This is a genomic window from Schaalia sp. (assembly GCF_050312375.1).
Lineage (GTDB): Bacteria > Actinomycetota > Actinomycetes > Actinomycetales > Actinomycetaceae > Pauljensenia > Pauljensenia hyovaginalis.
The window spans coordinates 1-13,061 of sequence record NZ_JBNOYB010000096.1 but is presented as its reverse complement, the minus strand read 5'-3'; the positions used below and the strand labels follow the sequence as shown (position 1 = coordinate 13,061).

Annotated in this window: 11 protein-coding genes; 4 read left to right on the top strand and 7 right to left on the bottom strand. The window is 65.5% G+C overall.

Annotation, left to right across the window (positions count from 1 at the left end):
- Positions 1–32: 32 nt before the first annotated feature.
- From ACQY7V_RS07450 to xseA, 3 genes are all read right to left on the bottom strand, one after another.
- Positions 33–968, bottom strand: a complete 936-nt coding sequence (locus tag ACQY7V_RS07450; RefSeq protein WP_428639605.1) for a carbohydrate kinase family protein — start codon at positions 966–968, stop codon at positions 33–35.
- 250 nt (positions 969–1,218) lie between these two features.
- Positions 1,219–1,449, bottom strand: a complete 231-nt coding sequence (locus ACQY7V_RS07445) for an exodeoxyribonuclease VII small subunit (protein ID WP_235361893.1) — start codon at positions 1,447–1,449, stop codon at positions 1,219–1,221.
- Between the two features lie 50 nt (positions 1,450–1,499).
- On the bottom strand, positions 1,500–2,768 hold the full coding sequence (xseA, locus tag ACQY7V_RS07440; protein WP_320836555.1) for an exodeoxyribonuclease VII large subunit: 1,269 nt from the start codon (positions 2,766–2,768) through the stop codon (positions 1,500–1,502).
- A gap of 261 nt (positions 2,769–3,029) precedes the next feature.
- Between xseA and ACQY7V_RS07435 the strand changes: the two genes are divergently transcribed.
- Positions 3,030–4,136 (top strand): 4-hydroxy-3-methylbut-2-enyl diphosphate reductase, encoded by a 1,107-nt coding sequence (locus ACQY7V_RS07435; protein WP_154476437.1) that lies wholly within the window; start codon positions 3,030–3,032, stop codon positions 4,134–4,136.
- Positions 4,137–4,425: 289 nt separating this feature from the next.
- On the opposite strand, the gene ACQY7V_RS07430 is transcribed toward ACQY7V_RS07435, so the two are convergent.
- Positions 4,426–4,599, bottom strand: coding sequence for a hypothetical protein (locus ACQY7V_RS07430; protein WP_428639602.1), 174 nt, complete (start codon positions 4,597–4,599; stop codon positions 4,426–4,428).
- Positions 4,600–4,651: 52 nt separating this feature from the next.
- Complete coding sequence (locus ACQY7V_RS07425; RefSeq protein WP_428639599.1) at positions 4,652–5,476, bottom strand: hypothetical protein; 825 nt, start codon at positions 5,474–5,476, stop codon at positions 4,652–4,654.
- Positions 5,477–5,608: 132 nt separating this feature from the next.
- Here ACQY7V_RS07425 and ychF point away from each other — a divergent pair, with 132 nt between their 5' ends.
- Positions 5,609–6,691: a redox-regulated ATPase YchF gene (gene ychF / locus ACQY7V_RS07420; protein WP_277299575.1), complete on the top strand. Its 1,083-nt coding sequence runs from the start codon at positions 5,609–5,611 to the stop codon at positions 6,689–6,691.
- A 62-nt stretch (positions 6,692–6,753) separates the two neighbouring features.
- Here the strand turns inward: ychF and ACQY7V_RS07415 are convergent, their stop codons facing one another.
- On the bottom strand, positions 6,754–6,969 hold the full coding sequence (locus ACQY7V_RS07415; RefSeq protein ID WP_428639607.1) for a hypothetical protein: 216 nt from the start codon (positions 6,967–6,969) through the stop codon (positions 6,754–6,756).
- 222 nt (positions 6,970–7,191) lie between these two features.
- On the opposite strand from ACQY7V_RS07415, the gene ACQY7V_RS07410 reads away from it, so the two are divergent.
- On the top strand, positions 7,192–7,722 hold the full coding sequence (locus tag ACQY7V_RS07410) for an HNH endonuclease (protein WP_428639597.1): 531 nt from the start codon (positions 7,192–7,194) through the stop codon (positions 7,720–7,722).
- Here ACQY7V_RS07410 and ACQY7V_RS07405 read toward each other — a convergent pair.
- Positions 7,719–7,961, bottom strand: coding sequence for a hypothetical protein (locus ACQY7V_RS07405; protein WP_428639595.1), 243 nt, complete (start codon positions 7,959–7,961; stop codon positions 7,719–7,721). The genes ACQY7V_RS07410 and ACQY7V_RS07405 overlap by 4 nt on opposite strands.
- Positions 7,962–8,536: 575 nt before the next feature.
- Between ACQY7V_RS07405 and ACQY7V_RS07400 the strand changes: the two genes are divergently transcribed.
- Positions 8,537–13,061 (top strand): Spy0128 family protein (locus ACQY7V_RS07400; RefSeq protein WP_428639594.1); only part of this gene is annotated, 4,525 nt, incomplete at its 3' end.

Here is a 13,061-nt window from a genome sequence, read left to right as displayed (position 1 = left end):
TCCGGGGCGGCCCTTGACGCTGGTCGAGGCGCTCAGTCGAGTTCGTCGGCCCACGGCGGGTTCGCGCCCGCGCGGGAGACCGTGACGTCGGAGACGCGCGAAGCGCGGTCGAGGATGGTCTTCACCGCTTCATGATCGATCGCGGCCAGGACGTCCCGGGCGGGGGCGCCGCGCAGGCCGAGCCCCCACATGGCGTCGAGGATCCCGCCCATGAAGGAATCCCCCGCGCCCACCGTGTCGACGACCTTCACCTTCTCCGGGGTCGCCTCGTAGCGCACGCCCGAGGCCGAGATCGCCAGACCGCCTTTCTTGCCGCGCGTGACGATGATGAGGCGCGGGCCGAGCGCGAGCCAACGGGCGATCACGGATTCGACGTCTTCGCCCCGGGTGAGCCAGTCGATGTCCTCGTCGGACACCTTGACGACATCGGCTGCGGCGACGAACTTCTCGACCAGGGGCAGAGCGGCTTCGGGCGTCCCCATGACGGCGGGCCGCGCATTGGGGTCGAAGGTCACGAGCGCGTGCGGACGGGCGGCGATCATGGCCTCGTACACGGCCGTGGCACCAGGTTCGACGGCTGCGGAGATCGAGCCCGCGTGGACGATGAGCGCGGTTTCGGCGACGGGGATCGGCGGAGTCGGATTCCAGTCGAAATCGAAGGTGTAGGAGGCCGCGCCGTTCTCATCGATGAGGGCGTTCGCGGTCGTCGTCCGGGTGGCGCCTTTCGACTCGGGCGTGATGACGACCTTCGAGGCGGAGAAGTGCTCTTCGATGACGCGGCCCCTCGGGTCATCCGCGTACCAGGTGGACAGGGCGACCGGGCGCCCGAGTCGTCCGAGGGTCATCGCCACGTTCGCGGGCGAGCCGCCGGGGATCTCCTTCGCGTCCTCGGGGTGCGAGGCGGGGGTGACGATATCGATGAGAGCCTCGCCGATGGCGAGGATATGCGGCTCGGTCACGAGGTCCATGGCGCTCCTCCGTCGGGCGGCGCACCCGCGCGCCGCGATGCATTCAGTTTAATCTGCCCGGCAGTGACTCCGTCTCCCCATCAGCGCCCTCGTCGCGATGCCGGGGCGGCCCAGGGCGCGATCGGAGCGGCGAGGACGCTGCGGGGCGGCCCGACGGGCGGCGGGCGACGGGCGACGGGCTGGAAGGAGCGCGGACGCTCGAAGGAGGGGCGGTGCGCTTCGGGTGGACGAAGGCCCTGCCCGAGGGGGCTCAGTCGAGGGGCGCAGCCGGGGCCTCAGCCGATTCACTCCTCTTCAGACGGGCGTTCGCCGCATCGAGGATCGAACGGCAGTGCGCCGCCAGAGCCTCTCCGCGTTCCCAGAGGGCGAGGGTGTCCTCAAGGGGGGCCTGCCCGGATTCGAGGGCCCGCACGATCCCGACGAGCTCGTCGCGCGCCTGCTCATAACCGAGAGCGGAGATTTCGGGGTTGTCGCTGGCCACATGTCCTCCTGGGTGATGGGATGCTCCCCCGGAAGGGGAAGCGGTCTGCATTATTCGTCAATCGCCGAAGGGGCGATGGGCCGGGTCGTCCCGACGACTTGGGCGACGAGGCGCCCCCTGGCGAGGACGCCCTCGATCAGGGCGCCCTTGCCCACTTCGGCCGCGTCTCTGATCAGGGCGCCGTTGGGAAGCTTGAGCATCGCGTACCCGCGATCGAGGGTGCCCTGCGGGGACAGGGCGGCGAGCGAAGCACGGGCGCGTACGAGCTCCTGGGACTCGCTCGCGAGGCGCCGCTCAACGGCCCTGCGCATGGCCTCCGTGCCGCGGGAGAGCTGATCCCGATGCGAATCGAGAACGGCGTCGGGGCTGAGCAGGACGGGCCTGCTCGTGACGAGGGCCAGCTCCTGGGCCTCTCGCGTCAGCCGCGCGTCGAGCGCGGCCCGGATCCGGGATCGGGACTGGGAGATCCCCTCGCTCTCCACCGCGAAATCCGGGACGATGCGACGCGCCGCGTCGGTCGGAGTGGACGCGCGGTAGTCGGCGACCAGGTCGAGGAGGGGAGCATCGCCCTCGTGACCGATGGCCGAGACGATCGGCGTCGAGGCCGAAGCCGCCGCGCGCACCAGCGCTTCTTCGGAGAAGGGGAGGAGGTCTTCGACCGAACCGCCGCCGCGGGCGATGACGATGACGTCGATGCTCTCCAGTGCATCGAGCTCGCCGAGGGCCCCGGTCACCTCGGGGACGGCCCGGTCGCCCTGGACGGCGACCTCGCGGATCTCGAAACGGGCGCCCGGCCAGCGCGCGCTCGCGTTCACCAGTACGTCGTCCTTCGCCTTCGCATTGCGACCGCAGATCAGGCCGATCGTGCGCGGCAGGAAGGGGAGGGGCTTCTTGCGCTCCGCGGCGAACAGGCCCTCCTCGGCGAGACGGCGCCGAGTCTGCTCGATGCGGGCGAGCAGATCGCCCAGTCCCGCGACATGGACCTCTTCAGCGCGCAGGTTCAGCGTGCCGCGGCGCTCCCAGAACACGGGCTTCACACGGGTCACGACGCGCGCGCCCTCGGCGAAGGCCGGGCCCGAGGCGTCGAGCATCGACGGCCAGGCGGTCACGGTCATCGAGGTGTCGGTCTCGACGTCACGGAGCACGAAGAAGGCCATCTTCGTGCCGGGCCGCGGCTTGTACTCGACGACCTGGCCCTCCACCCACAAGGTCGACATCCTGTCGACGTAGATCTTGATGTTCTCGGTGAGCCTGCGCAGCGGCCACGGGTTGTCGCGCGTCGTGTCGGCGGCCTTCGCGGCGGGGGGCTGGTTGTGCACGCGTCAAGCATGCCACAGGGCGCCACCGTCTCCGCTCCTCGCATCCGGGTTCGGGGCATCGTCCGATCCCCGTGAGCGGAACCGCGATCCAGCGCGTGAGGAAGGGCACGGCGGCGGTGAAGAACCAGCGGGCGTGGGTGTACCGCGATCCAGCGCGTGAGGAAAGGGCGGCCGCCGAGGCTCGCAGTCCGGTGGTCGAGGCGCGATCTTGGCGCGCAGGCAAGCGCGCGACATCCGGGGCCTCCGGCTAGATTGGAGCCCATGAATGACACGATCACCGATCGCATCGGCGGCTCGGCTCCGGCGCCTTCGGGCGCGCCCGCCCCCTCGGAGAGCCCCGCCCTCGACTCCGAGGCTCCCGGCGGAACCGGGCGGATCCTCCTGGCCGCCCCGCGAGGCTATTGCGCGGGCGTCGATCGTGCGGTTGATGTCGTGGAGAAGGCGCTCGACCTGTACGGGGCCCCCGTGTACGTTCGCAAGGAGATCGTCCACAACAAGTACGTCGTGGAGTCGCTGAGCAAGCGCGGCGCCGTTTTCGTTCAAGAAGTCGACGAGGTCCCCGAGGGCGCGCGTGTCGTCTTCTCGGCCCACGGCGTGTCGCCTCACGTGCATGAGAGGGCCGAAGCCCGCGGCCTCGCCTCGATCGATGCGACGTGCCCGCTGGTGACGAAGGTCCACCGCGAGGCCGTGCGCTTCGCGAAGGAGGACTACGACATCATCCTCGTGGGCCATCAGGGGCACGAGGAGGTCGAGGGGACCTACGGCGAAGCACCCGCGCATATCCAGGTGGTCGGCACTCCCGATGAGGTGGACCGGGTCGAGGTCCGGGATCCGTCTCGGGTCGTGTGGATCTCTCAGACGACCCTGTCCGTCGATGAGACCCGCGAGACCGTTGAGCGCCTGCGCCGCCGCTTCCCCGAGCTCATCGATCCGCCCTCGGATGACATCTGCTACGCGACGCAGAACCGACAGGTCGCAGTGAAGACCATCGCCCCCGGCGTCGATGTGATGATCGTCGTGGGTTCGGCGAACTCGTCGAACTCGGTGCGGCTGGTGGAGGTCGCCCTGGAGGCGGGCGCAGGTTCGGCATACCGGGTCGATATGGCGTCCGAGCTGCAGGAATCTTGGTTCGACGGGGCCAGTGTCGTCGGTTTGACCTCGGGTGCGTCCGTGCCGGAGATCCTCGTCCGCGAGGTCGTCCAATGGTTGCAGGCGCGCGGCTTCCCGACGGTTGAGGAGGTCCGGACTGAGACGGAGACGACGACCTTCGCCCTGCCGAGGAACCTGCGCTCGGAACTCGCTGCGCACGGTCTCGCCGACGGCAGGCCTCACGCCCCGCGCAAGGCCGGACCGGATCACACGAGCTGAAAGGACAGGCTCAAGGGCGCCTCTCGTCTGATCCGGCGGGTTACGGGCCGGCCGTTCCCGCAGTGTGTTTCTTGTGTGCGGGGTTGGCCCCTTGAGTGCGGGCTTGGCGGGCTCATTGGAGGGGTTAAGTCCGCAGTGTGTTTCTTGTCTGCGGGCTTGGCGCCTTGAATGTGGGGTTGGCGGGCTCATTGGAGGGGTTAATCCCGCAGTGTGTTTCTTGCGTGCGGGGTTGGCCCCTTGAGTGCGGGCTTGGCAACTCGTACGGGCACGGAGCTCGCGTCGCGTCGCCTCACGCCCTGATGAGCATCTCGAGGAATGCCTGCGCAGTCTCACCCGGCAGCTCGACATCCCCTTTCTGCGCCTGCACCCGCAGGATCCTTTCGATGAGCTTGGCCCGCAGCCCCTGCGGATCGAGCACATCGGCCCACCCGACGCGGATGACCGTCCATCCCGCGTCCTCCAATGAACGTTGACGTGCGAGGAAGTCCCGCTTCGCCCGGTGGAAGGACGCCTCGTCAGCCCCCCATCTTCCCGACGCCGTCGAATTCGATGAGAATGCGCCATCTCACCAGGGCGAAATCTGCGAAGTACCTCCTGCCTCCCGTCAAGATCTCGTACTGGCTGACGAGCTCGTCCGGGAACAGCGTGAGGAGCACCCCGAGCAGTCCGATCTCCCCGATGCTTTCACAGGCGGCGTGGGAGTAGCGGACGATGAGCTCAGCGCGATGGAGACCGCGAAGGCTCCGCCGTTCGTTCATGCGCCGGAGCTTCTCCAGCATGCGCCTCTTCACCTGATGCTCCCGGACTCGCGATTCCTCGATACGGAAGCGATCGAAGGCGCTGAGCGCGCGCAGGGACTCGCAGACGCAGGTGAGCGCGTCGAGGAATGCTCGTGTGCACGCCATGTGCAACGAGATCGCTTCAAGGGGGTCGGCGAGGACGCCGTCGATCTCGAGGGGCTCATCTTCGAAGAGGGCGGAGGTGATTTGACGGATCCGCACGCCCGATACGGTGCAGGAGCCGATGGCGACCTCGGGGAGGGCCGTAGTGGAATAGCGCCAGCCGACTCGCAGGAAGACATCGGGGTTCGGCGCCCACGGGGTGAGACCGTGGAGGATCATCGCGGATTCATCGGTGAATACGGGCGGGCGGCTGCATGCGCCGTGAACAGCGAGGATGCGGGCGCCCGCGACGAGCCCGCGGATGTCCCACGCCTTGAGCCCGACCTCCTCGTCTGTCAGGCTCAGGCGGAAACCGCGCTTGATGGGTGCGGAGCCTTCCGGATGTCGGGGCGGCGTCTTCCTGTGCGTGCGGATGAGCTTGGAGTGGGGGAGCATCATGATCGGAGTCTGGCGCTCTTCGCTCCGATGCGTCAGGGCGTCCGCCCTCGTCTGTGGAAAACGGCCGGGGGACGAGGGCGGGGCTGCGGGCGGGTGGGGCGGATGCTGGGGCGCTCGCCTAGAATGACGAGCGTGTCTCTCACCATCGGAATCGCCGGACTGCCCAATGTCGGCAAGTCGACCCTGTTCAATGCCCTGACCCGCGCGACCGTGCTCGCCGCGAACTACCCCTTCGCGACGATCGAGCCGAATGTCGGCGTCGTGCCGCTGCCCGACCCGCGGCTCAAGGTCCTCGCCGAGATGTTCCACTCGGAGAAGATCATCCCGGCGACCGTGTCCTTCGTCGACATCGCCGGCATCGTCCGCGGCGCATCCGAGGGCGAGGGCCTGGGCAACCAGTTCCTCGCGAATATCCGCGAGGCCGACGCGATCTGTCAGGTGACCAGGGCCTTCGCAGACCCTGATGTCGTGCACGTCGATGGCAAAGTCGATCCGGCCTCCGATATCGAGACGATCCAGACCGAGCTCATCCTCGCCGACATGCAGACCCTCGAGAAGCAGATCCCGCGCCTCGAGAAGGAGGTCCGCGGCAAGAAGACCGAGCCGGTGTTCCTGGAGACCGCGAAGGAGGCGCTGTCGCTCCTGGAGCGCGGGGAGCTGCTTTCGGGCCCGGAGGGGGCGAAGCTCGATCAGGCGGCGCTCAAGTCCTTCCAGCTCATGACGACGAAGCCCTTCATCTTCGTGTTCAACATGGATGCGAAGGGCATGGAGGATGAAGCCCTTCAGGCCGAGCTGCGCGGCCTCGTCGCGCCCGCCGAGGCGATCTTCCTCGACGCCCAGTTCGAGTCCGAGCTCGTCGAACTCGATGAGGAGGATGCGCGCGAGATGCTCGCCGAATCCGGTCAGGAGGAGGCGGGCCTGGACAAGCTGGCACGCGTCGGATTCGAAACCCTCGGCCTGCAGACCTACTTGACCGCGGGGCCCAAGGAGTCGCGCGCATGGACGATCCGCAAGGGCGACACCGCGCCGCAGGCCGCGGGCGTCATCCACACGGACTTCCAGCGCGGCTTCATCAAGGCGGAGATCGTCTCCTTCAACGACCTCGTCGAGTACGGCGGCGTCCAGGAAGCCCGCGCGGCCGGTCGGGTCCGCATGGAGGGCAAGGACTACGTCATGGCGGACGGGGATGTCGTGGAGTTCAAGTTCAACGTGTAGAAGCCTTTCTGACTGTGACCGAGACTCGTGATTTCGCAGTCTCAGTCACAGTCAGGAATGCTTCACTTCAACTTGTAGCGGGTCGACTTGAGTCCTTGCCTGCCGTCCATCACGACGATGCACTCCGCGAGGGGCCGCGCGAGGGCGTAGCGAATCTGGCCGATCGTCATGCCGGTCGCGGCAACGAGCTCATGGATCGTCAAAGGGCCTGTTGCCGCTGCCAGGGCGAAGAAGGATTTCACGGCCGCGTTGTCGCCGACAGCATTGACACGGCCCATCGGCCCTACGCGATCGTTGGCTCGGATCGCCTCGACGAAGCGCCGCTCACATGCCATTACGATATGCACGACAACGTGAATTTTGCACTCGCTGTAGCATCCGATTGCCAATGGGGATCTGAAATAGGTGATTCTGAGGCGACGCCGTGCCCCGCGCGGGAGCAGAGTTCTAGGGATGAGCGATAGATCGGTGAAGGCGTGCCAGGATCTGAAGTCGAGTCGATGACGCTCCGTGAGCTGGTGGCCGTTGCTTACGGCAACTTGGCCATGGCTCATTACGCCGTGGAACGGGGAGCTCAGTCCTATTCCCGAACGGCCTACATGATTAGAGCGCGCCTCGCCAAGGGGCTCAAATCAGGGGCGATGTCCGTGGGTTCAATGTTCGATGATGAGACGTGGAAGCTTACGAGTGGAGGCCGATGTTCGTACTGCGGCGCTGAAGAGGCGTTGGTCCTTGACCATCTCATCCCCAAGCATCTTGGCGGACTGGATACTGGAGATAACTTGGTTCCGGCGTGCCGAACATGCAATGGCTCCAAAGGAGCCAAGGATGTCCTGGTTTGGTGTCGAGACCGAGGTGTTTTTCCTCCTCTCATGATTTTGCGGAGATATTTGAAAATCATGGTAAAAGAGGTCGAGGCTGCTGGGGCAATGGACGCGACGCTCGATTCTAACGAAGTTCGGAGGCTGCCATTCGCCATCGAGGAACTGCCAACCTCGCGGTTTCCTCCTCCTTCCTCTCTCCGGTTCTAGCTGTACTCGGCCGGGACATTGGTGACAAGTTCTCGTTGATATGAGGGAGGACCTCCGGTGCGGGCGGGCTTGTCTGCGAGTGGGAACGGTGCGATATGGGCAATGACGACATTCTTGGAGTCCATCTCAATGGTCTGGAAGCTGATGCGGGGCGCGGGTGCAATGGCCGTGCGCGCCATGCTTGCGATTCCCGACTCGAGGGAGGCGATGTCGGAAACGCCGACGACGGTGAGGTCCACTGATCCCTCGTCGACCCCAAAGATCACGGTGGCCACCATCAGGCATGTTGGCGAAGGCGAACAGTGTTTCCGGCATCTGGGGCACACCGCCTGCCGCGCGGTGGGTGACGGACTGTGTTGCTTGAGCAGGGGTGATTCGGGTCCGCGGGTTTCGGCTTTGCGCCTTTGTTCCGCGTAGGCTTCGGATGTTCATTCGCCGCATCGCGTGCGAGTTCAAGTTCAATGTGCGAGGCCTCCGAGACTTCGCAAAGGTGCGGCGCCCCTCCTGCGCCTTCGAAGCCCTGGAATCGCCGAATCGAGCCCCGGTTGCGTGATGCGCGGTCGGGGCCCGGACTCGTGAAGCGCCCGGCGGGCGGATCGTCGGATCGCCCCGCTTTTCGGGGAGGGCCGTCTGATCAGAGTGATTTCCCGCAATAGGTTTCTTGAAAACCCTGCCCTCTGTTATGGTAATCGAGCAAGCATCCCCAGTGGGTCCTTCGTCCTTGCGTGATATGCAAGCGATCCTCGTCGGCGAAAACGCGGGGGGGGGGGTAATCGAGGCGGCCTGCATGCACAGAATAGGACGTTGATACGGCATGAGTGCCACATCAAGATCCCTGCGCGCGCTCCTGGTGGCCCCATTGGCCCTCGCGCTCTCAGGACTCGTCATCGTTACGCCCGCCCAGGCGGCTGCTGAAGTCTCAGTCGCCTCCTGGGCCGAACTCGAAACCGCGATCAATTACAACGACGATGTCGTGGTCACCCTGACTCAGGACATCGTCGCCGACAAGACCCTCAGCATCGACTCCGGTAAGAAGGTCGTGCTCCGCGGCGACAAGACCATCTACCGGGCCGCAGACCCCGAGTCCGCTTTCCTCTCGATGTTCCAGGTCAACGAGGGCGGCTTGCTCTCAATGGGCACTCCGGACGGATCGAGCTGCGTCAACATGTCGGGCAAGGCCGTCTCCTCGCAGTACGAACTGCTCCTGTCGAAAGAGATCTACAGCCTCGACCCCGCGAAGGTCGCCCAGCGGCGCTTCGTCATGATGCGCGGCGAGATGACCGATGCATTCTTCTTCACCTTCGGTCAGGACGGGGCCATCGGGAAGTTCGGGTACGGGAGCCCGATCGCCAACAACGATACGGCCGTCTTCCTCACGAAGGAGTCCTTCCCCCTCCTCGACGACGCCCTTCTGAAGGTCGTGGCCCGAGGGGGCTCCAAAAACAAGGGGAACGTCTTCCAGAACCCGAAGACCGGCATGGTCTTCGGCCTCGATTCCGCCAAGAAGTTCGTCGGCGCCGGCTACCCCTACTACGAAGCGACCGCCAACGCCTCGGGAATCGACTTCTACTTCACCAATGAGATCACGGGAATCTACCCGCATCTTCGTGACTGGGAGCGGGCCAACACCAACGTCAACTACCAGACCGACGGTTCCGGCGGAAGCTGGCTCGAAGGCAAGATCTGGGCGCGCACGAACGCCCCCGTTCAGCTTCGCGAACTCGTGAAGTCCCCCGACATGTCGACTCTGGCCGCGCACCGCTACTCCGCCGCCGAACTCGGACTCGACCCGAGCGACGGCATCGACAAGGGCGGCTTCTTCATCTCGAACACCAACGGCGCCGTCAACGTCTCCTGCGGGTCCTTCTCCGACTTCACGACCGGGCCGCTTCCCGTCCCGACGCCGTGGAGCATCCAGGACGCCGGAGTCGACGACTGGTCGGTGGGCCCCGGAACGATCGCCCCGATCTACAACACGGGCACCCGGGCGTCCTTCACGATGACCGGCGGCACGATCTCGAACAACGAAGTCGGCAGCAACGACCGCATGGCCAACGAGAACGGGATCAACGACACGGTCGACTCCAACGGCGACGGCCTCATCACCTTCGACGAGGTGAAGAACAAGGTCATCGCCCTCGGCGACGCGAAAGAGCCCTTCAAGGCGCTCGACTTCTCCAAGGGGCGCTACAACTTCGGCAGCCGATCCGCAGGAGCGATCATCCTCAACGACGGCGCCACGGGCGCACTGACGAACGCCTCCATCAGCTCCAACAAGGGCGACGCCGGCGCGATCATCGTCAACAGGTCGAACCTGACCCTCAATGAGGGCACGAAGATCGACTCGAACGAGGGCCTCTACCTCGGCGGCGCGATCAACGTCAACAGCATTGACGGCGAGGGCGTCACCATGAACGCGGGCGAGATCTCGAACAACAAGAGCATCCGCCAGGGCGCGGTCTACGCCGAGGGACCCGCCGGCAAGGTCGGCGGCCTGTTCACCCTGAACGGCGGCTCCCTGCACGACAACTACTCGCTGGACAAGGGCGGCGCCATCCGCGTCGCCTCCAACGGCGTGACCCTCAACAACGGCGACATCTACGGCAACAAGTCGTGGGTCATGGGCGGCGCCATCTACGTCAACGGCGATTCGCCCCAGAACTCGCGCACGCTCGTCCTCAACGACGGATCGATCTACAACAACAGGTCCGTGAACGCGCAGGGCATCGGCGCGGACGGCAACACCTACCTCGACGGTGCGACCGACGACTCCCGAGTGCGCGGATTCGTCCCCGGCTCGGGCGGCGGCGTGTGGGTCTGCCCCTACGGCACCTTCGTCTTCGACGTCTCGCGCGTCATCATCGATGACAACACCGCGAAGGCGACGGGCGTCGATTTCTTCAAAGAGGTCGGCCTCGGCGGCGAGCTCATCGCGAAAAACCTCGAGAAGCCGTGGATCAACGAGAACAACGGTCCGCTGCCCGGGGATGATCCGGTCGCGGGCACGGTGTCCCTCACCAACGGCGCGGAAGGCGCGCGTTCGAACAAGGGCGTGAGGATCTACGACAACACCTCGCGTCGCGGCGGTGCGATCGGCGCCGACGGCACCCTGATCTTCGGCGAGCTCGAAGACGTCAAGCGCGAGCACCTCTCCCTTGAATTCCAGAAGGCATTCGCCGCGGGAACGGACGCCCCCTCTGAGATCTACGTGTCCCTCAAGGCCAAGGCCTCCGACGGCTACACGAGCGATCTGGGCGTCTACAGGCTGTCCAACAGCACCGCCAACGCCTCGGGAGAGAGCGCCCCCTCGGCAGACGCCTCGGGAGTGAGCGTCATCGCCCTCGGCGATTGGAAGTTCCGCCTCGAACTGCCCACCACCATCCAGAACTCGACGGGCGAGGAGCCCCTTCTCCCCGCGAACCTGAAGGCCGGTGACGCAATCGCCAAGAAGGACTTCAAGATCCTCATCGCGGAGGTCTCGGCTGAGGGCGGGCCCCAGAACGATTACCTCTTCGAACTGGGAGACCTCACCGTCAAGGAATCGACGACGACGGAGCAGAGCGCGACGACCACCGACACCTCGGGGCATCAGTTCGCGAAGACGGTGACCTTCACCGATACGACGCTCACCCAGACGGGGACCAACACGAAGGCCCCCGCCGATACCCCGAAGCCGACGACTCTCGCCCTGAGCGCCTCGAAGGCCCTCATCGGGGCCGACGGCTCGGATCGCGTCGCCGCCTACCGCAATCTCTTCACCTTCGAACTGGAGGAGAAGCTCGCGAACGGATCGACGGTCCTCGTCTCCACGGCGAAGAACGCTCTCGACGAGGGCGCGACCGTCGCCTTCCCGGCGATCACCTACACGGACGAGGGCGAGCACACCTACGTGATCTCTGAGGTGCCCGGGACCGAGCCCGGAATCGTCTACGACACGAAATCCGTCGAGGTCAAGGTCGCCGTCACGAAGAACGCGAACAACGAGCTCGTTGCGAGCAGTGAGCAGATCGTCAACGGCAAGGCCGCGAGCTTCGTCAACACGGAGAAGGTCGAGCAGCCCGCCCTGGAGAAGTATGTGGATAAGGGGGTTCATTCGGATCTTGGCGCTTTCGATGCGCCTTTTGAGTACGACATCATGGCGTATGTGCCGGTGGATGCTGACAGGGTCGTGGTCGAGGATTCGTTGGTGGATTCGTTGAAGTTCGTGTCTTCGGCGGATGAGGTGTCGGTCTTCGCGATGGGGGCGGACAACGATCACAAGACGACGGTTGCTCAGGCGGGGGAGAGGATCGGCTCTGCTTCGGCTGCGATTGATGGTCAGAAGTTGACGGTGACGATTCCGGATGCCACGGCTTATCGGGGTCAGTGGGTGCGTGTGAACTTCAAGGCCGTGATCGACGCGGCCACGCGCGCCACCATCGAGTCTTTCGGCGCCGACTGGGCCGAGATCGCGGCGAATGCTCCGGTGCTTATCGATGCGAAGCATTCGGGTGTGAAGAATGCGGCGTCGTACAGGGTGTTCGTGAAGAATCCTGATGGCACCTTCCCGCAGTATCCGAGCGGTGAGAATCCGGGTGATCCGAATGGCGGCGGTGACAAGCCCAAGTATGAGGGTGAGTCGAACACCGTCACGGTGACCCCGCCGACGCAGGAACTCCTCATCGAGAAGAAGTGGGCCGACGACAAGGGCGCCATCGCCTGGCCCGCGGGCGCTGCGGTCACGATCGACGTCTACTCCGTCAAGGACGGTGCGGAGACGAAGATCGAGGGCAAGTCGGTCACTCTGGATGCGGCGACGCCGTCGGTGAAGGTTTCCGGCCTCCCGAAGCTGATCGGCGTCACCTACACGGTGAAGGAATCCGGCGTCGCGGACAACGGTGAGATCACCATCGCCGACAACGTCTACACGGTCTCGGTGGCCGGATCGACGGTCACGAACACCCGGACCGGCGAGGTTCCTCCGACGCCGAGCGACAACGGGGACATCACTCCGAACGCCAACGGCAAGATCGCGGTCCAGAAGCTGTGGAAGAACTCCGACGGTTCGCCCATGGCATGGCCGCAGGGCGCCACGATCAAGGCGAGGCTCTTCAAGGTGGATCCCGCAGGCGGGGCCGACGCCCTCGTCACGGAGGTCTCGTTGAGCGCCGAGCAGCCGCAAGCGGTCATCGAGGGCCTTGAGAAGGGCGCGACCTATCGGCTCGTCGAGGTCGGGGCGGACAATGGCGAGTTCGTTTTCGCCGATGACGTCTACCGCGTGTCCGTCGCGGGTTCGACGGTGACGAATACCTTCGATCGGGAGGTTCCTCCGACGCCGGGCGGCGGGGGTGAGGAGTTCA